The 22866-nt window shown below is 37.2% G+C and carries 19 protein-coding genes; 18 read left to right on the top strand and 1 reads right to left on the bottom strand.

The genetic code is table 11. From position 1 onward, the window contains the following. The first annotated feature begins 1 nt into the window (after window position 1). The 13 genes from mreD to BLO53_RS16175 all read left to right on the top strand — a co-directional run bounded on the left by mreD (window position 2) and on the right by BLO53_RS16175 (window position 12851). Window positions 2-526, top strand: a complete 525-nt coding sequence (gene mreD / locus BLO53_RS16235; RefSeq protein ID WP_092063964.1) for a rod shape-determining protein MreD — start codon at window positions 2-4, stop codon at window positions 524-526. Continuing rightward, complete coding sequence (locus BLO53_RS16230) at window positions 489-3380, top strand: penicillin-binding transpeptidase domain-containing protein (protein ID WP_242875398.1); 2892 nt, start codon at window positions 489-491, stop codon at window positions 3378-3380. The genes mreD and BLO53_RS16230 overlap by 38 nt, the downstream gene beginning before the upstream one ends. Window positions 3381-3400: 20 nt before the next feature. After that, a complete protein-coding gene (locus tag BLO53_RS16225; protein WP_092063961.1) occupies window positions 3401-4525 on the top strand; it encodes an FtsW/RodA/SpoVE family cell cycle protein in 1125 nt (374 codons plus the stop codon). Between the two features lie 3 nt (window positions 4526-4528). Then, entirely contained in the window at window positions 4529-4924 is a 396-nt protein-coding gene (gene mgsA / locus BLO53_RS16220; protein WP_026487822.1) for a methylglyoxal synthase, read from the top strand. Beyond that, complete coding sequence (locus BLO53_RS16215; protein ID WP_242875397.1) at window positions 4908-5873, top strand: D-alanyl-D-alanine carboxypeptidase family protein; 966 nt, start codon at window positions 4908-4910, stop codon at window positions 5871-5873. Before mgsA ends, BLO53_RS16215 begins: the two co-directional genes overlap by 17 nt. Window positions 5874-5944: 71 nt before the next feature. Beyond that, window positions 5945-6364, top strand: coding sequence for a hypothetical protein (locus tag BLO53_RS16210; RefSeq protein WP_026487820.1), 420 nt, complete (start codon window positions 5945-5947; stop codon window positions 6362-6364). A gap of 89 nt (window positions 6365-6453) precedes the next feature. Beyond that, window positions 6454-8046 carry an HlyD family efflux transporter periplasmic adaptor subunit gene (locus tag BLO53_RS16205; protein WP_242875396.1) on the top strand — a complete coding sequence of 531 codons (1593 nt, stop codon included), beginning with the start codon at window positions 6454-6456 and terminating at the stop codon, window positions 8044-8046. Between the two features lie 96 nt (window positions 8047-8142). Beyond that, window positions 8143-8676 carry a cell division protein SepF gene (locus BLO53_RS16200; protein ID WP_092063955.1) on the top strand — a complete coding sequence of 178 codons (534 nt, stop codon included), beginning with the start codon at window positions 8143-8145 and terminating at the stop codon, window positions 8674-8676. 94 nt (window positions 8677-8770) lie between these two features. Then, complete coding sequence (aroB, locus tag BLO53_RS16195) at window positions 8771-9874, top strand: 3-dehydroquinate synthase (RefSeq protein WP_092063953.1); 1104 nt, start codon at window positions 8771-8773, stop codon at window positions 9872-9874. 15 nt (window positions 9875-9889) lie between these two features. Beyond that, window positions 9890-10429 (top strand): signal peptidase II, encoded by a 540-nt coding sequence (gene lspA, locus BLO53_RS16190; protein WP_092063950.1) that lies wholly within the window; start codon window positions 9890-9892, stop codon window positions 10427-10429. Next, entirely contained in the window at window positions 10429-11358 is a 930-nt protein-coding gene (locus BLO53_RS16185) for an RluA family pseudouridine synthase (RefSeq protein ID WP_026487816.1), read from the top strand. Before lspA ends, BLO53_RS16185 begins: the two co-directional genes overlap by 1 nt. Window positions 11359-11412: 54 nt before the next feature. Then, entirely contained in the window at window positions 11413-12045 is a 633-nt protein-coding gene (locus BLO53_RS16180) for a cytidylate kinase-like family protein (protein WP_026487815.1), read from the top strand. 224 nt (window positions 12046-12269) lie between these two features. After that, on the top strand, window positions 12270-12851 hold the full coding sequence (locus BLO53_RS16175) for a DUF6033 family protein (protein ID WP_092063947.1): 582 nt from the start codon (window positions 12270-12272) through the stop codon (window positions 12849-12851). A gap of 65 nt (window positions 12852-12916) precedes the next feature. Here the strand turns inward: BLO53_RS16175 and BLO53_RS16170 are convergent, their stop codons facing one another. Further along, a complete protein-coding gene (locus BLO53_RS16170) occupies window positions 12917-17167 on the bottom strand; it encodes a 2-hydroxyacyl-CoA dehydratase (protein ID WP_092063944.1) in 4251 nt (1416 codons plus the stop codon). Between the two features lie 207 nt (window positions 17168-17374). On the opposite strand from BLO53_RS16170, the gene BLO53_RS16165 reads away from it, so the two are divergent. The 5 genes from BLO53_RS16165 to BLO53_RS16145 form a co-directional block, all read left to right on the top strand. After that, window positions 17375-19627 (top strand): transporter substrate-binding domain-containing protein, encoded by a 2253-nt coding sequence (locus BLO53_RS16165; RefSeq protein ID WP_176757330.1) that lies wholly within the window; start codon window positions 17375-17377, stop codon window positions 19625-19627. Beyond that, on the top strand, window positions 19624-20496 hold the full coding sequence (locus BLO53_RS16160) for a hypothetical protein (protein WP_092063939.1): 873 nt from the start codon (window positions 19624-19626) through the stop codon (window positions 20494-20496). Before BLO53_RS16165 ends, BLO53_RS16160 begins: the two co-directional genes overlap by 4 nt. A gap of 8 nt (window positions 20497-20504) precedes the next feature. Then, entirely contained in the window at window positions 20505-21269 is a 765-nt protein-coding gene (locus BLO53_RS16155; protein WP_035789078.1) for a sigma factor, read from the top strand. Further along, a complete protein-coding gene (locus BLO53_RS16150; protein WP_092063936.1) occupies window positions 21250-21702 on the top strand; it encodes a hypothetical protein in 453 nt (150 codons plus the stop codon). Before BLO53_RS16155 ends, BLO53_RS16150 begins: the two co-directional genes overlap by 20 nt. A 119-nt stretch (window positions 21703-21821) precedes the next feature. After that, window positions 21822-22866: IS91 family transposase (locus BLO53_RS16145; protein WP_442857218.1), on the top strand; the 1045-nt coding region annotated here is incomplete at its 3' end.

Genomic DNA, 22866 nt, shown 5'->3' with positions numbered 1-22866 from the left:
AATGAATATCAGACGTGTAATTTACAATTTCATTTTGGTGCTTGTTTCCTTTATTTTACAGACTACTGTCTTTAGAGCCCTTGACTTTGGCGATATTGCGCCAAATCTTATGATAATAGTAGTAGCTTCTACTGGATTCATAAAAGGAGACCGGTCGGGTCTTGTAATTGGTTTTTTTAGTGGACTTTTGATTGATATCTTTTTTGGAACATATATTGGATTTTTTGCTCTTATATACATGTACATTGGGTTTATTGTCGGAAAATTCCATGAGATATTCTTTTCACAGAGTATAGCTATTCCTATTGTTTTTATAACTATTGCAGATTTTCTTTTTGGATTTATCTGTTATATTTTGATGTTCTTGTTCAGAAATAAGTTTAACATTGGTTACTATATGATGAGTAATATCATTCCGGAAATGGTGTACACTGCACTTATTGCTATTTTCTTTTACCCTGTTATCCTGCATATGAATAACAGGCTTGATGAGAGAGAAGAAAGGAACGCCAAGAAATTTGTTTAGTGAGATTAGGGATGCGGTTATAAAGTTCATAACGTCCAGGGCTGTTATTGTTTGCGTTGTTCTTACTTGTCTTGCAACAATCATGATATACAGGCTGTTTTCATTGCAGATAGTAAATGGTGAATACTATCTTGATACTTTTAAACTTCGTATCAAGAAGGAAAAGAGCATTGCTGCTACAAGAGGTAATATTTATGACAGAAATGGTAAGCTTCTTGCTTATAACGAGCTTGCAAATTCTGTTACTATCGAAGATGTCTATAAGTCAGGAAGAGGCAAGAATAAGTCCATCAATGAAACTTTGAACAGACTTATTGATATTATTGAGGATAATGGCGATTCTGTAGATCAGGACTTCAAGGTTGTAATTAATGCGAATAATGACTTTGAATATACTGTTGAAGGTAACAGTCTTTTAAGATTTTTAGCTGATATTTATGGCAGGACCTCAATAAATGACCTTAAATATGAGGAAAAGACAAAGACAGCACAGGAAGTTGTTGATGATATGTGCAAAAGTTTTGGTATTGGTGAGAACGAAGTAGAAGGAGATTCGTCTACATTTGTTCCTAGAAAAGGTTATACCAATGACAGAGCACTTAAGATTCTCAATGTAAGATATAACATGAGCACAAATAGTTATCAGAAATACATTGATACTACAGTTGCTTCTGATGTAAGCGATCAGACTGTTGCTGATGTCATGGAAAATGCTGATACTCTGGCAGGCGTATCTATTGAAGAAAGTACCGCTAGAAAATATGTAGATTCTGTATATTTTTCTCAGATTCTTGGTTATACAGGTAAAGTTTCTGAGGATGAACTCTATGCTCTTCAGCAGGAGAATAGTAATTATGGCTTAAATGATACAGTTGGAAAATCTGGCATAGAACAAGCCATGGAAAGTGTTCTTCAGGGAACAAAAGGCTCAGAAACAGTATATGTTGATAATACTGGACAGGTTATAGAAACCAGTAACTACGTTGATTCTGTTGCTGGCAATGACGTATATCTGACAATTGACAAGGATCTTACAGAGGCTTGCTATAACATTATCGAGCAGTCGCTTGCTGGTATTCTTGTTTCAAAGATTCAGAATATAAAGACCTATACTTTTACCGAGACATCAAGTTCCAGTAATATTGTTATTCCAATATATGATGTTTATTATGCTGTATTTGATAACAATATAGTAGATGTAGAGCACTTTTCTCAAGATGATGCTGGAGATAATGAGAAGGCCGTTTATGATGCATTTACTGGCAAATATACTACTGTGACTTCGGATCTTAGAAGTGAGCTTACTGAGAAAAAAACAAGCTATGATCATCTTTCCAAAGAATATCAGTGGTATATGAGTCATATTGCTTCTTTCCTTTATAGCGACGGAATATTGGATTCATCCAAGGTTGACAGAGATGATTCAACTTACATAGCCTGGACTACAGATGAGACCATTTCTCTAACTGAATATCTTAAATATGCTATAGCCATGAACTGGATTGATGTTTCAAAGCTTAGTATAGATAATCAATATGCTGATTCCGAGGAAATATTTGGTCAGATAACAGATTACATCATTTCTTCACTTGAAAATGATGCTGAATTCAAAACAAGGCTATATAAATATCTTTTACTTGATGGTTATATTTCCGGAACACAGGTATGTGAGATACTTCTGGAACAACAGGTAATAAATATAGATGAGGAAGAATTATCACTTTGGAAAAGGGGCGGAGAGTCAGCCTACACATTTATGATCAACCGTATTTCCAATCTTGATATTACTCCAGCTCAGCTTGCGCTTGATCCTTGTACTGGTTCTATGGTCATCACAGATGTTAACACGGGAGATGTACTTGCTCTTGTGTCATATCCTGGATATGACAATAATATGATGGCCAATGGAGTTGATGCCGAATATTATGCCAAACTCCGTAATGATAATTCAAATCCTTTATACAACTATGCCACACAGCAAAAGACTGCTCCGGGATCTACCTTTAAAATGGTTTCTTCAACTGCTGGTCTTATGGAGGGAGTCATTACTACAGATTCTGTGATCTACTGCGGTGGTATTTATGATAAGCTTGATAATCCGCCTAGATGCTGGATTTATCCAAGAGGTCATGGGGGACTAAATGTTACAGGTGGCATCAGAAATTCCTGTAACTGTTTCTTCTATGAAGTTGGTTTTAGACTGGGACTTGATGAGAACAACAATTATAAACCTGATATAGGTCTTGAAAAGCTTGCTAAATATGCTGAGTTATATGGCCTTACAGCCAAGTCAGGTATAGAAATTGCTGAATCTGAGCCTCAGGCATCTGATATCGATGCTGTTCGTTCTGCAATTGGTCAGGGTACAAACTCTTATACAACTGTAGGACTTGCCAGATATGTTACAACTGTTGCCAATAGTGGTACTTGCTATAATCTTACTCTGATAGATAAGACTACTGACTCTAATGGCAACTTGCTTCAGGATTACTCAGCAGAAATAAGAAATGTGATTGATATGCCTCAGTCATACTGGAACGCCATACATCTTGGAATGAGACAGGTAGTACAGGACAAAGCTTATTACTCAAATCTGGGTGTGGCTGTTGCAGGTAAAACTGGTACAGCCCAGGAATCAAAGAGCAAGCCTAACCATTCTCTTTTTGTTTGCTATGCTCCTTATGAGAAGCCTGAAATTGCTGTTGCCACCAGAATAGCTAATGGTTACACATCAAGCTACGCAGCGCAGATTACCAAAGAGGCACTGGCTTATTACTTTGATCTTAGAGATGCGGATGATATAATTTCCGGAACAGCTCAGACTCTTCAGGATGGCGCAACTAACGCTGACTAAGTTTGCGAGGAATGCTATTGATGATTAAAAAATACAGAATCATAGATTACGATTTTTTTCTTGTGATCATGATTATGGCACTTACAACAATTGGAATAATGGCTATTAATTCAGCGGATCCTTCTTCTCGCAACAAGCAGATTGCGGGATTTGCACTGGGTGTAATTTTGATGGTCTTTATTTCATTGCTGGATTATCTTTTTATCATAAAACTATATTTGCTTTTTTATCTGATAAATGCAGTTTTACTTTCTTTGGTTCTATCACCACTTGGTAGTAGTACAAATGGTGCACAGAGATGGATAAGTCTCTTGGGTATTAAGTTTCAGCCTTCTGAGGCCGCCAAAATTTTATTGATTTTATTTTATGCACAGTTTATTATGAAATATAAGGATAGAATAAAGTCCTTCGGATTTGTTCTCGTTTGTCTTGTGCTTTTGGCATTGCCGCTTGGCTTGATAGCTATGCAGCCTGACTTATCTACCTGTATTATGGTCATGATGATCTTTAGCTCGATCATGTTTGTAGCTGGTATCAGCTGGAAGATTGTTATAGCAGTTCTATCTGTTTCGATTCCATCTGTTTTATTTGTTATCTATAATGCAGTACAGGGAGAGAGTAGTCTTTTGCATGATTATCAGCAGCGTCGTATTCTTGCTTGGCTTCATCCAGAAGACTATGCCAATTCAGAGGCTTATCAGACTCTGAATTCCATGATGGCTATTGGCTCAGGACAGCTTTATGGAAAAGGTTATAATACTAATGAGATAAGTTCTGTTCTTAATGGTGGTTTCATTTCTGAATCACCGACAGACTTTATTTTTACTGTAATCGGCGAGGAATTTGGCTTTATTGGAGCCTGCATCGTTGTCGTTCTTATACTTCTTATCTCTACGAGATGCTTTTTGATCTCTATGAGAGCCAGAAACAGGGCAGGAGAGATTATTGCCGCTGGTGTTGGTGCCTGGATTGGGTTTCAGGGATTTATCAATATTGGTGTTGCAACTGGTGTAATTCCTAATACAGGAATACCGCTTCCCTTTGTTAGTTATGGACTTACGTCTCTGCTTAGTTCATATATGGGTATCGGTTTTGTATTAAATGTCAGATTACAGAGTAATAAGTATAATTTGGGGAGGGTTTAGCCCATGAATATCGCACTTATAGCACACGATGCTAAGAAAAAGCTTATGCAGAATTTCTGTATTGCTTACAGAGGGATTCTTAGTAAGAATGACCTTTATGCTACAGGAACTACTGGAAGGCTAATAGAGGAAGTTACAAATCTTACTGTTCACAAATATCTTGCAGGTCATTTAGGTGGTGCTCAGCAGCTTGGAGCAGCAATTGAGCACAATGAAATTGACCTCGTTATTTTTCTTAGGGATCCACTTACTGTTAAAAGTCATGAGCCTGATGTAAATAATGTAATGACTCTCTGTGATATGCATAATATTCCTGTTGCTACAAATCTTGCATCAGCAGAGCTTTTGATCAAATCACTTGACAGAGGGGACCTTGAGTGGCGTGAAATGTACAAATAAAGGCCTTTCACTTGTGGCCATTTTATTGATAACTGTATCTTGTCTAACGGGATGTTTTGGTGGCGCGACAGCTGCCAAATATTCCGTTAGTTCTTTTTCATCAGACAGCAAAGAAAGGCTTGTATATCCTACCTATGCTTCTGATCTTTGTGTCGTTAATTCCGACATCAATAATTCCGATTCTTCTATAACAGAAAAAGTTAGTGCAGGTCTTTTTGATCTTACCAATAAAGAGACTCTTTATGCTCAGAACGTTAATGAAAGAGTAATGCCTGCAAGCCTTACTAAGGTTATGACTGCCTACGTAGCTCTTAAATACGGAAGCCTTGAGCAGGTTCTAGTTGCAGGACCTGATGTTTATGTCAATGAAGCTGGCGCACAGAAAATCGGGCTCAAGGAAGGCGACAGAATGACCCTAGATCAGGCGCTTCATATACTGCTTATCTATTCAGCAAATGATGTAGCCAATCTTATAGCTACTAATATTGCTGGCTCTATAGATGATTTTGTGGAACTTATGAATCAGGAAGCTAGGGCTATTGGTGCTACAAATTCTCACTTTGAAAATCCTCATGGACTCACTAGTGATGAACATTACGTTACCGCTTATGATATGTATCTGATTTTTAATGCAGCTATGCAGTATGATACTTTTAGTGAGACTATCAATATGAATACCTATACTACATCTTATCTTGATTCTACCGGTGCTTCCAAGGATGTAGATATAAAAAATACAAATGCTTATCTGGCAGGCAACCAGCAGGCTCCAAATGGGGTCACTGTAATTGGAGGGAAAACTGGTACTACAAATGCAGCTGGCCATTGCCTTGTTTTGCTTGCAAGAGATACAGCCGGTAATCCTTACATCGCAGTGATCATGCGTGATACAGACAGCGGTACTTTGTACGCAGATATGTCAGAATTGTTAAAGGAAATCGTTAATTAAGGTTGTCTTTTAACATTCAATAAACTATAATTAATACATCAATAAATTCTTGCTTGCAGGAGGGTATGCCGATGGTTCAGTTAATTGTTGGGAAAAAGGGTAAAGGAAAGACCAAATGCTTATTGGACAAGGTAAATACCGAGGTGCAGAACGTACTCGGAAGTATTGCCTTTCTTGATAAGAACACTAAGCACATGTATGAGCTTAACAACAAGATCCGTTTAATAGTAGTATCAGATTTTATGATCTCAAATGCCGATGAGTTTATCGGTTTCGTCAGTGGTATTATTTCTCAAGACCATGATCTCCAGCAGATGTATTTTGATAGTTTTTTAAAGATTGCTTGCCTTGAAGGTGAGGATATTTCTGAAACTATCGACAAATTGGAAAAGCTCTCTGAGAAGTTCAATATTGATTTTGTTCTGAGCCTTTCAATGGATGAGGAAGAGGTTCCAGAATCCGTAAGATCAAAGATTGTTATTTCACTTTGATTATTTTCTGTTATAGCGAGTATTGTGATAAGCCGCGGAATACCGCGGCTTATCTTTTGAAAAGTATTTTTGGAATGGGGAAATAGGATTTGGCAAAGGGACGAAAAGTCACAAAATATCCTAGAAATCTTAATAACATAAATATTGGTGTAGTTATATTTGGTTTTATACTTATTTACGTTATTATCAGTGTTATCACATATTTTCGTAAGGATCATATTGTCGGTTATGAGGTCAAAGAGGGGGCTCTTTCTACCAATAATATTTATGATGCTGTGGCACTTAGGCAGGAGACTATTGTAGAGAGTGATACAGCTGGCTATGTCAACTATTTCGCGGCTGAGGGAGCTCGTGTGGCTTATGGTAATCTTGTTTATACGGTTGATGAGTCTGGCCAGCTTCTAGAATTCCTTAAATCTCAGGGTTCTGATGATGTTAATTTAAGTGATGAAGATCTATCTGAGCTGCGTTCTCAGATTGTTGACTATATGTCCTCTTTTGACAAAGAGGAGTTCTATACTGTATATGACTTCAAGATAGGTCTTGATGGTACTGTACAAAAGCTTTCCAATAACTCAATACTAAACAACATCAATTCGCTTAATTCTAATAGTGCCGCATTGGCCGCCATAAATTATAAATATGCGACAGGGACAGGAATAGTAGTATATTCTACAGATGGATTTGAGGATAAAAATCCTTCTGATCTTACTGTAGATATGTTTGATCTTAATAATTATTCCAAAAATCAGCTTATAAACAACACTCTTGTAAAAGCTGGAGATCCAGTATATAAGCTTTGTACCAGTGAAGACTGGTCTATTGTTATCCATGAAAGCAATCCTGACAAGGTTCAGGAACTTTTGGATCTTGGCTATATCAAGGTTCGATTTCTTAAAAACCAAAATGAATCATGGGGTAAGGTATCAAGCGTAACTAATGCTAATGGAGATACTTTTCTGGTCCTTAGTTTTTCCAATTCTATGATCACTTTTTGCAGAGACAGACTTCTATCTGTAGAGCTGATCACTGAAGATGAGACAGGGCTTAAGATTCCAAATTCATCTATTGTAAATAAGAGTTTCTTCCTGATTCCTAAGGAGTATATTATAAAGAATAATGATAACACCACAGGAGTTCTGCGTGACAAATATGACGAGCAAGGCAATGAAACGACTGAATTTGTATCTTTATCTCTTTATAATGAGAATGATACAGAATACTACGCTGATATGTCTACGCTTAGATCTGGAGATGTACTGATCAAGCCTGATTCTAATGACAGATTTGCTGTAGGTAAACAGGATACTCTTGTAGGTGTTTATAATATTAACAAGGGATATGCAGACTTCAGGCAGATTCGTATCTTATATCAAAATGATGAATATTCTATTGTAAGATCCAATACCATGTATGGTCTTAGTGTTTATGATTATATTGTGCTAGATGCAGCTGCTGTAAACGAAGATGGAGCAAGTGCTGCTGGCAAGACTTCTGGTGGTACAGATAATAGTGTTCCAACAAGCGATAACTCCAGTGATATAGGCGCAGAAGAGGGCTCTTTAGGTGATTCATCAGATGAAGGTAGCTTACAAGAGAGTACTTCTGATAGCTCATCAGAAAATGACTTTGCGCAAGGATCTACAGAAGAAACTTCTACTGAATCTTCATCTTCGGAATAGCTTGATTTTCGGGCTCATAAATTTGACAGATTCTGTAATATTACGTAAAATGATATTTAGTTTTGTTGGGAAAATAGTTGCGAGGAGTATAATAGCATGAGCGTAATGGATAAATTTTTAAAAGCAATTCAGCTTAATGGGGATGATGATAACGGTTATTATGATGACTATGATGAGGGTTATGATAATACCACATCCAAGATTGAATCAATCAACAATTCCGCGCCAATTGGAAAAGATGATCCAAGCATAGAAATTTCTGAGGAGAAGATTAAAAAGGCATCTCCTAAGGTAGTACCTGCCCGTAGCAAGAAGAGCGTTTCTGGTGCAGGAATGGAAGTCTGCGTTATTAAGCCAACTTCTGTAGAGGATGCTAGAGAGATTACTGATACTCTCTTAGCTAATCGTACAGTTGTGCTTAACCTTGAAGGTCTTGACGTTGACATTGCCCAGAGAATCATAGATTTTACTTCTGGCTCAACTTACGCTATAAGCGGAAATCTTCAGAAGATTTCCAGGTATATTTTTATTATTACACCAGCTTCTGTTGATATTTCAGGTGATTTCCAGTCTATGATCAATGGTGCTTTTGGTTCTGGCATTTCCGATGGACCTCAGCAGATAGACTGATCAGTTTGATATTATTAAGGCTGTTGACATGCCAGATACTCGTCAACAGCTTTTTCTATTTTTAAATTTATAACTAAAACTTTGGAGACAAGATATGAGCGATACATTAGAAATAAACTACCAGGGCAAACCTCTTTATAATATAGTTTTTGAAGAATCTTTTAGCAGGCTATCTGAGGAGATTAAGAGAATTGGTTTTGAAGGAAGAAAGATTGCAGTTATAACAGATAGTAATGTAAAGTCCTTATATTTGGATGAAGTTTATGAAAATTTAAAGGGTAGCTTTGACAAGATTTTCAGTTTTGTTATTCCTGCAGGTGAAGAAAACAAGAATCTAAAAGAAATAGAGAAGATATATGAATTTCTGATAAAAAATAAATTTGACAGACATGATTTGTTATTAGCGCTTGGTGGCGGTGTAGTTGGTGATATGGTAGGCTTTACAGCTGCTACATATCTTAGGGGTATTTCTTTTGTACAGGTTCCGACAACGCTACTAGCTCAAACAGATAGTAGTATTGGCGGCAAGACTGGTGTAGACTTTAATGGTTATAAGAATATGATTGGTGCATTCCATATGCCAGCTCTTGTTTATACGAATATATCTACTCTTAATTCCTTATCTGGAAGGCAGTTTGCGTCTGGTTTTGCTGAAGTTATGAAGCATGGACTTATCAAGGATGCTTCATTCTATACCTGGCTTTTAGAGAACATGTATGAAATATCAGACAAGGATCCTGAGATTTTGCTTTCTATGATAAAGAGAAGCTGCGAGATCAAAAAAGCTGTCGTTGAAAAGGACCCAACAGAAAAGGGAGAAAGAGCACTTCTTAATTTCGGGCACACCTTAGGCCATGCTATTGAAAAGGCCAAGGATTTTTCTTTGTTCCATGGTGAATGTGTTGCTCTTGGCGCCGTAGCTGCAGCTTTTATATCCTGGAGAAAGGAATATATATCTATGGAAGAGTATTATGAGATCAGGGATATGTTTGTTCCTTTTGATCTTCCCATTTCTGTAGAGGATCTGGATGTAGATACTGTTATAAACCTTACTAAAAATGATAAAAAAGCTGATAGCAACAAGATAAAGTTTGTTCTTCTTAAGGGTATTGGTAAAGCATTTATATCTACAGATATCACAGAAGATGACATGAGAAAAGCTCTTGAAGAAATCATTTATATAGAAAATAACGACTAAGAAGGAACCAATTTCATGAATACACTTTCAAAGAAAAAGAAAATATTTCTTGCAGTAGATTTTTGTCTAATCATTTTTTTAGTATTTCTTGATCAGTTTACCAAGTATCTTGCTGTTGTCCATTTGCAAGATAAGCCTGCTTTTAAGATTATTAATGGTGTTTTAGAACTTAACTTTTTAAAGAACTCTGGAGCTGCTTTTGGTATGCTTCAGAATCAGAAAGTCTTTTTCGTTCTTGTGGCTGTACTTATTCTTCTCATCATTGCTTATGTATTATTCAGACTTCCAGATGATAAGAAATACAATATAATGCATTTTCTTCTTGTATTTATAGCAAGTGGAGCAGCAGGTAATATGATTGACAGGGTCAAAAATGACTATGTTGTTGATTTTATCTATTTTGTATTAATTAACTTCCCAATCTTTAATGTGGCTGATATATATGTTACTGTAGCCACTTTTGTGTTTATCATCTTGTTTTTGTTTTATTATAAAGAGAGCGATTTTAATTTCTTAAGCTTTAGACAGCAAAAGAAATTCAGGGAATTTAAATAATGGAACAAAAAAGCGATTTTTTTGAAGTTACAGTTACAGATGAATATGATGGAATGAGGATTGACAAGCTTATTAGTGAGTTAATTGATTCTTTATCCAGAACCTATATTAAAAAGCTTATTGATGACAAAAAAGTTTTTTGTAATGGTAAAGCTGTAAAGGCTTCGCTCCATGTTTCTGATGGTGATGAGATCAAAATGGAAATACCTCCTGTTGAGATTCCAGAAATCCTTCCTCAGGATATTCCGCTTGATATCATTTACGAGGACGATGATGTGGTTGTCGTAAATAAGCCCAAAGATATGGTTGTTCATCCAGCGGCTGGCCATTACAAGGATACTCTTGTAAACGCCATCATGTTTCATTGCAAGGACAATCTTTCTGGAATAAATGGTGTTATGAGGCCAGGAATCGTACATAGGATTGACAAAGATACAACTGGTTCTGTCATTATTTGTAAAAATGATAACTCTCACAAGGTAATAGCTGATCAACTAAAAGAACATTCCATAAACAGAGTTTATCATGCTATATGCTACGGTATTCTCAAAGACGATGAGGGAGATATTACTGCACCTATTGGCAGAAGTCCTCAGGACAGAAAGAAGATGGCTGTTGTTCCAAATGGCAAATTTGCATCGACCCATTATAGAGTTTTAAAGCGTTTTGAGGAGGATGGTTTTACATACATAGAATGTAAATTGCAGACTGGACGAACTCATCAGATCAGAGTTCATATGTCATATATAGGTCATCCGCTGCTTGGAGATGAAGTTTATGCTGGTGGCAGACACTCTAAATTTAAGACGCAAGGGCAGTGCCTTCACGCTAAGACCCTAGGTTTTATACATCCTGTTACTAGAGAGTATATAGAAACCGATGCGCCTCTTCCAGAGTACTTTAATCATTTGCTAGATGTGCTTAAATAGGGTAGAATAAAACAAAAGACAGCTTTATGTTTCACACACATAGGGGGATACAGTATGAATACTATTATTACTATTGGTAGACAGTTTGGTTCTGGTGGAAGAGAGATAGGCGAGATGCTTGCTAAGCAGTATGGCATCAAGTGCTATGACAAGGAACTTCTTAGCAGAGCAGCCAAGGAGAGCGGATTCTGTGAGGAAATGATTCAGAATCACGATGAGAGACCTACAAATTCGTTTTTGTATAATCTTGTAATGGATACTTATTCCTTTGGCTATAATGCATCCAGTTTTGTTGATATGCCAATTAGTCATAAGGTGTTTCTTGCTCAATTTGATACTATCAAAAAGATTGCTGAGGAAGGACCTTGTGTAATTGTAGGAAGATGCGCTGATTATGCTCTTTCAGATTTTGATAATGTACTTAATATTTTTATACATGCTGATGAGGAATCCAAGATAAAGCGTATCAAGGAACGCTTTGCCGATGTTAAGTCTGACGAACAGGCAAGAGATATGATGAACAAGAAAGACAAGCAGCGTCAGAGCTATTACAACTATTATTCTTCCAAAAAATGGGGAAGAGCAGACAGTTACGATCTTTCTATTAATTCAAGTATCCTGGGGATTGAAGGTACAGTTAAATTTATCAGTCAGTATATTGAAGATTTTGAGCAGAACAGGAAATAACATATTTCGATTTATAATTATAATATTGAAATTTTGCTTCCAGATAACCTTGGTTATCTGGAAGTTTTTTTCGCTATGACAATTATTTAATAGATATTTTATTGTTATTTCGAAAGCATAATGTTAGGCTCAAATTAACCATAAGGAATAATAGGTGTTTTTATTCTTATTTTGTTTTGGGCTCGTAGAATGGATTCTGCGATGAGAATTCAAGGAGGAAACATATGGCTAATAACGTTAATGGTAACATTAATTCGTTACTACGTGGTATAGATAAACCACAGGGTAACGTTGCCAGCAAGATCAGAGGTCCATCTTTAAAAGCTTCAGATGATAAGAAAGTATCTTCACTTGACGCCAAGTTTGGTGATAGCGCCAAGGTGGAGTTTTCTCCTGAAGTTGAGATGTATGGTAAAGTTGTAGATTTATTGCAAAAGAAATACGACAATGCTGATGTCTTCGTTGCTGGGCCGCAGGATGATCTATCACAGATAGGCGGAGATCTTGAGTACAGCATTATTTTATCTGAAGATGAGCTTAAGCTATTATCGTCAGAGGATCCAAAGGATAAGAAGGAAAAAGATAAGCTCTTATCACAGATTGATGATGCAATGAATACAATCACCGATTTTAGTAAAAAGATAAGTGAAAATACTAATGAAGAAGATTCCGTTTCAAACTATGGAATTCGTTTGAGTAAAGACGGAAAAATTGATTTCTTTGCTGAAGTAAATGGAAAATCCTACGCAGATACATCAATGGATGCATTGGTTAAAAGTTTAGTATCTGACAAAACAGCAAACTAACAGAATAAGAATACTTATAAAAATGCCACGGTAAAAAATACCGTGGCATTTATTATAATCTTACATTACATAGCTTTCTTGCTTTCATCAACCTTGCGCTGAGCAGTAGAAAGCATAAGCTTGATTCTATTGAGCTGGTTAACTTCAGAAGCACCCGGATCATAGTCAATGGCAACAATGTTACATCCTGGATATAAATGACGCATCTGTTTTATAACACCCTTACCTACAACGTGGTTTGGAAGACATCCAAATGGCTGTGTACAAACAATATTATTTGCCCCCTCCATTATAAGCTCAACCATTTCACCAGTCAGGAACCAACCTTCACCAGTCTGGTTACCTATTGAAACAATAGGCTCTGCATATTCTACAAGCTTGTAAATACTCGTTGGTGGATCAAAGTGCTTACTCTTTTCAAATGCTCTTGAGGCACCGCCACGAAGCTTCTCAATTGCCCAGATAGCAGCCTTCATAAGAGTGGCAGTCTTCTTTGAAGTTCCAAGTTCCTCAGCCTTATAGATCTGGTTGTAGAAGCAATAGAGCATAAAGTCAATAAGATCAGGAACTACAGCCTCTGCTCCTTCAGCCTCCAACAGATCCACCAAATGATTATTAGCAGCTGGAGCAAACTTAACAAGAATCTCTCCAACGACACCAACTCTTGGCTTAACTTCATCTGTGATTTCTATCTTATCGAAGTCTTCGATAATCTGTCTGCATAATCTCTGGAACTTGAAAAAGCTCATGTGTTTGGCTGTAACAAACTCTTTGACTACAGGAAGCCATTTTTCATGACAGGCATTAACAGAGCCTTTTACCTTTTCATAAGGACGCATTCTATATACGCACCTCATAAAGATATCACCAAATACTGCGCCATAAGCTGCTCTCTGAAGCATCTCAAAGTTGATATGAAATCCTGGATTTGATTCGAGCTTGGAGAGATTAAGTGAAACAACTGGAATCTGCTCCATACCTGCCTTTTTAAGTGCTCTTCTAATAAATCCTACATAGTTAGTAGCTCGGCATCCGCCTCCTGTCTGAGACATAATGACAGCTGTTCTGTTAAGGTCATATTTACCAGAATGAAGTTCGTCCATTATCTGTCCAACAACCCAAAGAGAAGGATAGCAGGCATCATTATTTACATATTTAAGTCCCATGTCTATAGCATGTCTGTTGTCATTTTGCATTACTACGAAATTGTAACCACAGGCAGCAAAGGCAGGCTCTAAAATGTCAAAATGAATAGGAGACATCTGTGGGCATAAAAGAGTGTAATTCTTTCGCATGTCCTCAGTAAATAAAACTCTATGGTTAGAGCAGTCATTTACAGTTCTCTTTTTATTCTTTTGTTTACGGACTCTAATAGCAGCAAGAAGTGAACGAACTCGTATTCTTGCGCTTCCAAGGTTATTTACTTCATCAATCTTTAGGCATGTATAAATCTTATCCGAGCCTGAAAGAATATCATTGACCTGATCTGTTGTTACTGCATCAAGGCCGCATCCGAAGGAGTTTAGCTGAATAAGATCCAGGTCATCTCGTGTACGAACATAGCTTGCAGCAGCATATAATCTAGAATGATACATCCACTGGTCAGACACTATGAGTGGTCTCTCAGGAGTTCCAAGATGAGATATGCTGTCCTCTGTAAGTACTGCAACACCATAGGAACAGATCATATCTGGAATTCCATGATTTATTTCAGGATCAACATGGTAAGGACGCCCTGCAAGAACAATACCGTGGCGGCCATTTTCTTCAATCCATTTAAGAGTTTCTTCACCCTTATCCTGAACATCTTTTCTGGCCTTGGCCATTTCTTTCCATCCCTCGCTTGCTGCGGCTACGATCTCCTCAGCAGGGATTTCTTTAAACTCTTTAACCAGAGCGCTTGTAGCTGTTTCAAGAGAAGTGAAAGCCATAAATGGATTTCTAAGTCTTACACTTCCATTAGTAATAGCTTCAACATTATTCTTTATGTTCTCAGAGTAAGAAGTAACGATAGGGCAGTTATAATGGTTAGTTGCGCCTTCTACTTCCTCACGCTCATAGAAAAGCCCAGGGTAGAAGATAAAATCAACCTTCTGTTTAATAAGCCATTCAATATGACCATGGCTTATCTTGGCTGGATAGCACTCTGATTCACTAGGGATTGATTCAATACCAAGCTCATAAATCTGATGAGTTGATCTTGGTGATAGTACAACCCTATAGCCTAGTTTAGTAAAGAATGTAAACCAGAAAGGATAGTTCTCGTAGAAATTAAGAACTCTTGGAATACCTACAGTGCCTCTTGTAGCCTTGTCAGCTGTAAGAGGCTCATAGCCAAATATTCTCTTATATTTATAATCAAACAGGTTAGGAATTCCCTCGGCATTTTTTACCTTGCCAATTCCTCTTTCACAACGGTTTCCTGAGATATGCTGACGGCCGCCAGTGAACTTATTGACAGTGAGCCTACAGTGGTTTGTACAGCCCTGGCAGGTTGTCATGCTGGTAGTATACTCAAGACCATTTATCTGATCGATAGAAAGCATAGTTGTTTTGTAATCAGTAGTTTCGTTATATCTGTCCCTGGCAATAAGAGCTGCTCCAAATGCACCCATGATACCAGCGATATCAGGACGTATAGCTTCAGCCCCTGAAATTATCTCAAAAGCGCGAAGAACAGCATCATTATAGAATGTTCCACCCTGAACTACGATATGCTCGCCAAGATCCTTAGCATCAGAAACTTTTATAACCTTAAAGAGTGCGTTCTTGATAACTGAGTATGCGAGACCTGAGGAAATATCTGCGACATCAGCGCCTTCCTTCTGAGCCTGCTTGACCCTGGAATTCATAAATACAGTACATCTTGTTCCAAGATCAACAGGAGAATTGGCATAAAGAGCAACCTTAGCAAAATCCTGAACGCTATAGTCCAACGATTTGGCAAAGGTTTCTATAAAAGAACCACATCCTGAAGAACATGCCTCGTTTAGCTGAACTGAATCTACAGATTGATTCTTGATATGGATACATTTCATATCCTGACCACCGATATCAAGAATGCAGTCAACCTCAGGATCAAAGAAAGCTGCCGCATTATAATGAGCGATAGTTTCAACTTCTCCGTCGTCTAATAAAAGAGCTGATTTAAGAAGCGCCTCACCATAGCCAGTAGAACAAGATCTTGCAATTTCTACACCCTTAGGCATAAGTTTGTAAATTTCCTGAATAGAAGAAATAGCTGTTTTAAGAGGGCTTCCATTGTTACTGGAATAAAAAGAGTAGAGCAGATCTCCATCCTCACTGATGAGGGCACACTTTGTCGTAGTAGAACCTGCATCAATACCAAGGAATGCCTTGCCTTGATATGAGTCAAGTTTCCTTGTCTTTACCTTGTACTGATCCTGCCTGTTTCTAAAAGCCTTATACTCATCTTCATTTCGAAACAGAGGATCAAGTCTTGAAACCTCAGCATCCATAACTATCTTATGAGAAAGCTTGCCCACCATTTCATCCATTGAATAGGATGTTTCCTCTTTTGCATTGAGGGCTGAGCCTATAGCTGCAAAAAGATGAGAATTATCAGTATCAATTGTATGTTCCTCATCGAGTTTTAAAGTACGGACAAAAGAAGCCTTCAGCTGATCCAGGAAGTGAAGAGGACCGCCTAGAAATGCGACATGTCCTCTTATTGGCTTACCACAAGCAAGGCCAGATATAGTCTGGTTTACAACAGCCTGGAAAATAGAAGCTGCCAGGTCTTCCTTGGTGGCACCTTCGTTGATAAGTGGCTGAATATCAGACTTAGCAAATACGCCGCATCTTGCTGCAATTGTATATAATGATTTGTAATTTTTTGCATATTCATTAAGACCAGAGGCGTCTGTCTGCAGAAGAGCGGCCATCTGGTCAATAAAAGAACCTGTACCACCGGCACAGATACCATTCATTCGTTGTTCAACATTACCATCTTCAAAATAAATGATCTTGGCATCCTCACCCCCCAGCTCAATAGCAACGTCTGTCTTGGGTGCAAGTTCTTTAAGAGAAGTAGAAACAGCTATAACTTCCTGCACAAATGGAACTTCCAGGTGCTTGGCAAGAGTAAGACCACCTGAACCAGTGATAACAGGATGCAAAATAACATTTCCGCTGACAGCTCTAGCTTCTACAAGAAGATCTGAAAGAGTTTCCTGAATGTTAGCAAAATGCCTCTTGTAATCTGAAAAAACTATATTGTGCTCAGAATCTAAAAGGGCTATTTTAACAGTGGTTGAACCAATATCTATACCTAATGTGTAATCCTTGGATATCATTGAAAAAATCACCTCATGTCTATTAAATGTAAGTCTTTCTTCTAATTAAATGTATAAAAGACAATCTCTATGATTATAATGCACAGATTGTGAAAAATCAATTGATTGAAATTGCACAAAAAATACGATGTGTCTAAAACTTTATAGAAAATTTCTTGACATTTTATGATATCATTATCTTATGAAATATTGAGGGGTGAAATGGTAATGTTCAAGAAAATCTTTAGAGAATTCTTTCTATTTTTTCTGATAATCATTCTCAGTTCTGTTTGCATACCATTCAGGTCTTATGCTGCAGCAGAGTCCAAGATAATAAAAGTTGGATATTATGAAAATGAAGTGTTTGAAGAAGGTGCTTCAGATGACAGCATTAAAGCTGGCTATGCTTATGAATATTATCGTAAGTTATCTGAGTTTACTGGATGGAAATATGAATATATCTATGGGGATTTTGTAGATATATATAATATGCTTCTTAATGGTGAAGTCGACATGGTAGCCGGCCTTGCATTCCTCGAGGAAAGAGAAGATATGTTCCTTTATCCCGACAGGCCAATGGGAACAGAAAGCTATAGCCTTGTCAAGCATGAGGATGATGATACTATTTCAACTCATCTTACTTCTCTTAATGGCAAGAAAATCGGAGTCCTTGATAGTGCCATAAAGAACAAACTTATAGATTTTCTTTCAGAAAAAAAGATAAACTCCAACATCATTACCTATACTAGTTATGATGCTCTTTTTGCTGCCTTTGATAAAAAAGATATAGATGTAATGGCTACTGAAACAGATGGTACAAATTCCAGAACTCACGCTGAAATACTTTCATCTTTTGGATCATCAGATTATTACTTGTGTGTTTCTAAGAATAATCCCAAATTGTTGAAAGAGTTAAATACTGCTCAGGAACAGCTGTATTATGAAGACCCGAATTATATCAGCCTTTTGCGAAATAAATATTATGCATCAAGTCTGACTAGCAGAGCGTTCTCAGAAGTTGAGAAAGAATGGATTGCTGAAAATACTGAATTAAGGATAGGCTATCTTGAGAATTATCTTCCATATAGTGACACTGATAAAGATGGCAATGTAACAGGTTTCGTAAAAGATCTTGTACCTGAAATTTTCAAAAACTTAAGCCTTGAATCTGTCAAAGTGAGCTATCAAGGGTATCAGGATTATGACGATCTGACAAAAGCTCTTTCTAAAGGCGAGATTGATGTAGCCTTTCCAGTTGGTGGAGGACTTTTTTATTCAGAAGAGGATGGTTTGTATTTGACGAGTGCAGTTACTTCCACTGCAGTAAATCTAATATATAGTGATGAATTTATCAGCGCTTCAAATGCAGATTTTGCTATAAACAAAAATAATAAAATGCAGTACTACTTCGTAAAAACTCATTATCCTGATTCCACAATAACCTATTATGATTCTACATATGACTGTTTGAATGCTGTTATTGATGGCAAGGTAAAATGCACTACATTAAATGGTCTTAGAACTAATACACTGCTTAAAAACAGAACATATAGAAAGTTATCCTTCAGACAGCTTCCATACACCGATGACAGATGCTTTGGCGTAAAAATTGGTAATGAGGGACTTTTAAAGCTTCTAAACAGAGGAATGAGTGTTACCGGGCAGGAATTTTCTATAAATCTTGCATATCAGTATTCTGAAGGACTTGCAAAATATACTCTTGCTGACATGTTTTTTGATAACATATGGGCAATATTTGTATTTGCGCTTTTGATTCTGGCTGTTATTTTGTTCTTCTTACAAAAAGATCGTCATAAATCTTTAAAAGCAATAAAGGAGAAGGAAAAAGCCCGTATCGAAATGGAAAAAGCCAACATTTCAAAGACTCTTTTCCTAAATAGATTATCAGAAGATATGCATAACTCTGTTGACAGTATCATTGATTATGCTAATATAGCAGGAAAAGACAAAAGCGGCAGAACGGATGAATATCTTGGTAAGATCAAGGACCTGAGCAGCCATCTGTTGTGGCTTATTGATGATGTCCATGATTTTAGTAGTGTAGAGAGTGGACAGTACAATTCCAATGATCAGAACCTGAAGTTCAGGCAGTTTATCCTGGATATAAAGGAAGCTACATCAGAAAACATAGAAGAAATTCTTTCTGCCTATGACTTTAGCGGCAATAGAACTCTTATTGTTGATTCTATTACAAGTGTCAGGAATAATGTTACAGCTCTTCTTAAAAAGACAGGATTTGAGGTTCAAGTGGCCAACGATGGAACTGACGCAGTCAATAAGATAGTTGCTGCGCCTGCAGGGTATTTCGATCTATTGATCATTGACATTCAGACACCTAATGTGGATGGATATGAGGCATCAAGACAGATACGTAACCTTGGAAACTCGGAAAAAGCAAGAATTCCTATAGTTGCTGTGTCTGGAGACGAATTTAAAAACATTAAAGAGGTAAATAAATGAACAAATTTATAAATAATCTGGAGAAAAAATTTGGAAAGTACGCAATTCCAAATCTAACTCTTTACCTGGTAGTTCTATATGCTATAGGATATGTACTTGAACTTGCACCAGCGCAGGTTAATATTATTAGTTTTCTTACATTAAATCCTGAAATGATATTGAGAGGCCAGATTTGGAGACTTGTTACCTGGCTTATAATTCCTCCTTCAAAGGTTAGCATTCTGGTCATTATCACGTTGCTTTTTTACTATTTTGTCGGATCTAATATGGAGAGAACGCTTGGGACCTTCAGATATAACCTATTTATCATATCTGGTGCACTACTTATGATAATAGGTGCATTTTTGGCGTATTTCCTTAATGTAAGTATGTATGGCATAGAGTTTACACAAACATATATGCCAATTATTTCTTTTACCTTTAGTAGCTATTACCTGCAGCAGATAGTGTTCCTGGCTTTTGCTATATTGTATCCGAATGTTCAGGTACTTCTTATGTTTCTTATACCAATCAAGGTCAAGTACCTTGGATATTTTTACGGAGCATTTCTTGCATATCAGTGCTTTATAGCGTTTATTCAACGTGACTACGCTGTATTTTTTGCAATTGGATCACAATTTATTAATTTGCTGTTGTTTTATGCTGCTCTTGGTAAGTTAAATAAATATAAACCTGGTGAGATGCACAGAAGATCTGAATTTCAGAAGAATGTTCGCATGACGCCAAGGGGTGTGACAAGGCATAAATGCGCTGTTTGTGGCAGAACAGAAGTTACAAATCCTGATCTGGAATTTAGATTCTGTTCTAAATGTAATGGTAATTATGAGTATTGCCAGGAGCATCTATTTACACATCAGCATGTTAAATAAGGAGTGTTATGGGTAACATTGACAATAAAGAAAAAGAGTTTGCAGAAATATTAAAGCTTGTAACAAGAACTGCAAGAGAAAATAAAAATGTAATATCAAAAGAACAGGTTGAATCAGCTTTTTCAGAGCTTGAGCTCGATGACAAGCAGATGGAGATGGTTTTTGAATATTTAAAAAGCCACAAGATCGGCATTGGTGAGGCTGTAGATACAGATGAATTTAATCTAACTGATGAGGAAAATAATTATCTAAATAGCTATCTAGATAGCCTTAAGGACCTTCCAGCATATACAGATGGAGAGAAAACAGCTATCAGTATGTCAGCAATTTCAGGAGATAAAGATGCTCAGAGAAAGCTTATTGAGTGCTATCTCCCTTTGGTAGTAGATGTGGCAAAAATGTACACCGAGCAGGGAGTTTATCTTGAAGATCTAATTGGTGAAGGTAACTTTGCTCTGACAAGAGGCGTAACTATGCTTGATGCAGTTGGCGAGCCAGAGGAAGTTGAAAGCTTTTTATACAAGCTTATGCTTGATGCGATGGAAGCAGCAGTTGAGAATAATCTTGCGGAAGATGCAGGAGAGCAGAAGGTTTTAAAACTTGTTCAGGAAGTAGCTGACAAGGCAAGCGAACTTGCTGAGGATCTCCGAAGGAAAGTAACTGTCAAGGAACTCATGGATGAGACTGGATGGGATGAAGATAAAATCAGAAGCGCTATAAAATTTAGCGGAGATAATATCGAAGACCTTGATAGTGGAGAAAAAAAGAACTGATCTGGAGCAAAAAGAATTGAACAATATTGTCAATGAAAATGACTTTAAGTACTATATGCAGGATATAGAGAGATATTATTTTGGAGCACGCTATAATTATAACGAGCTTTTGAATAATGAGATGGTTCCTTTTAAATTTAAGACAATTATTTCTAAATATTTAAAGGATGATGTTGATCTTGATACTACTTTAGAGAGTCATTTCTTTTACTTAAACAAGGATAGTTTTGATTACAGAGTATTCAAACAGCTAAGGAGCAGGATAAGAGTTTCTGAATACAAAAACAATGTAGACCAATCCAGGGGCTTTAAGGAAAAGGTCTACACAGTAGAGCAGCTTACAAAGATGAGTCCCGAAGAAAAACTTTCTAAAGGAATCATAATAAGAGAGCTTATAGTTTCAAAGCTTGCACTTTTTGCATTTTCTGTCTGAAGAAGATAGAAGATGCATTTTTTTACAATAAAAAAGTGCCTGCGGCACCTCAACTCCCCTGCCCCTCACTCATGAGGGGTGGGGTTGTTTTTTGCCTCAAATTCTTCATAATAAATCATATGAAACGAAATGCTTTGCAGGAATTATTCCGTGATCACTATGAAGAAATTCAATATACACTCCATCCCAGAAAGACCGAGATGGAAAACATTGATAAAATGATCAATTGTGGCGATCCGTCTTATGGTGGCGCCATGTATGGTTGTGCTGAATGTGGTACTCTCAAGTTCGTTCCTTTCCGCTGTCATTCAAGATTCTGCCCTACTTGTGGCGCTTTATATTCCCAGAAACGTGCCCAGGCCATGTCATTCAAACTGATAAACTGCCAGCATCGCCACTGTGTGTTCACCATTTCTAAGGAACTTCGCCACTATTTTCTTGAAGACAGAGACCTTCTTAATTGCCTATTTGACGCTGCAAGTAGTGTGATTCACCAAATGTTTTACAAGATGAACAAATCCCAAAACTTCACTCCCGGTTATATCCTTGTGCTGCATACATTTGGCAGACCACTTGAGTGGAATCCTCATATACACTGTCTCATCTCCGAAGGAGGAGTTGGCGATACTGGTTTCTGGCGCAAGGTCAACTTCTTCAGTTTCAAATACATGCGTCATGCTTTCCAAACAGCTCTTCTAAGCCTTATAGAAAAGCGCATTACTGATCCTCAAAAGAAAGCTCAGTTCAAAAGAGAAAAAGCTCTCTCTTACAAAAATCAGAAGGATGGCTTCTACATCTATGCAAAGCCAACACTTGCTGATAAGAATACTGTAGCCAAGTATATAGGCCGTTACCTTGGTCGCCCTGTAATAGGGCTTTCAAGAATAGATTCCTATGATAAAGAAAAGGATACTATCATTTTCCACTACAATCGCCATGAAGATGAAGTTCTTGTAACTGAGACCATACCAGCCATTGAATTCATCAAGCGTCTCATACAGCACATCCCAGAAAAAGACTTCAAGATGATACGCTATTACGGCGTATATGGTCGACACAGAGAATCTGACAAAAAGTTATATCGTCTTGTTCATCCTTCAAAAAAGCCATTTCTACAGTCATTCTTAAAATGGCGCTCAGGTATACTATCAGCATTTGGATATG

Source organism: Butyrivibrio sp. INlla14 (genome assembly GCF_900102515.1).
Lineage (GTDB): Bacteria > Bacillota > Clostridia > Lachnospirales > Lachnospiraceae > Butyrivibrio.
The sequence above is the reverse complement of the archived record's forward strand: the minus strand, read 5'-3'. Positions and strand labels throughout refer to the sequence as shown.

Excerpts from the sequence above, each read along its gene's own strand:
- BLO53_RS16155 (WP_035789078.1), top strand. The coding sequence starts at position 20,505 with ATGGGTAACATTGACAATAAAGAAAAAGAGTTTGCAGAAATATTAAAG.
- BLO53_RS16210 (WP_026487820.1), top strand. The coding sequence starts at position 5,945 with ATGGTTCAGTTAATTGTTGGGAAAAAGGGTAAAGGAAAGACCAAATGC.
- mgsA (WP_026487822.1), top strand. The coding sequence starts at position 4,529 with ATGAATATCGCACTTATAGCACACGATGCTAAGAAAAAGCTTATGCAG.
- aroB (WP_092063953.1), top strand. The coding sequence starts at position 8,771 with ATGAGCGATACATTAGAAATAAACTACCAGGGCAAACCTCTTTATAAT.
- mreD (WP_092063964.1), top strand. The coding sequence starts at position 2 with ATGAATATCAGACGTGTAATTTACAATTTCATTTTGGTGCTTGTTTCC.
- BLO53_RS16200 (WP_092063955.1), top strand. The coding sequence starts at position 8,143 with ATGAGCGTAATGGATAAATTTTTAAAAGCAATTCAGCTTAATGGGGAT.
- BLO53_RS16185 (WP_026487816.1), top strand. The coding sequence starts at position 10,429 with ATGGAACAAAAAAGCGATTTTTTTGAAGTTACAGTTACAGATGAATAT.
- BLO53_RS16175 (WP_092063947.1), top strand. The coding sequence starts at position 12,270 with ATGGCTAATAACGTTAATGGTAACATTAATTCGTTACTACGTGGTATA.
- BLO53_RS16160 (WP_092063939.1), top strand. The coding sequence starts at position 19,624 with ATGAACAAATTTATAAATAATCTGGAGAAAAAATTTGGAAAGTACGCA.
- lspA (WP_092063950.1), top strand. The coding sequence starts at position 9,890 with ATGAATACACTTTCAAAGAAAAAGAAAATATTTCTTGCAGTAGATTTT.
- BLO53_RS16165 (WP_176757330.1), top strand. The coding sequence starts at position 17,375 with ATGTTCAAGAAAATCTTTAGAGAATTCTTTCTATTTTTTCTGATAATC.
- BLO53_RS16225 (WP_092063961.1), top strand. The coding sequence starts at position 3,401 with ATGATTAAAAAATACAGAATCATAGATTACGATTTTTTTCTTGTGATC.
- BLO53_RS16170 (WP_092063944.1), bottom strand. The coding sequence starts at position 17,167 with ATGATATCCAAGGATTACACATTAGGTATAGATATTGGTTCAACCACT.
- BLO53_RS16230 (WP_242875398.1), top strand. The coding sequence starts at position 489 with ATGAGAGAGAAGAAAGGAACGCCAAGAAATTTGTTTAGTGAGATTAGG.
- BLO53_RS16180 (WP_026487815.1), top strand. The coding sequence starts at position 11,413 with ATGAATACTATTATTACTATTGGTAGACAGTTTGGTTCTGGTGGAAGA.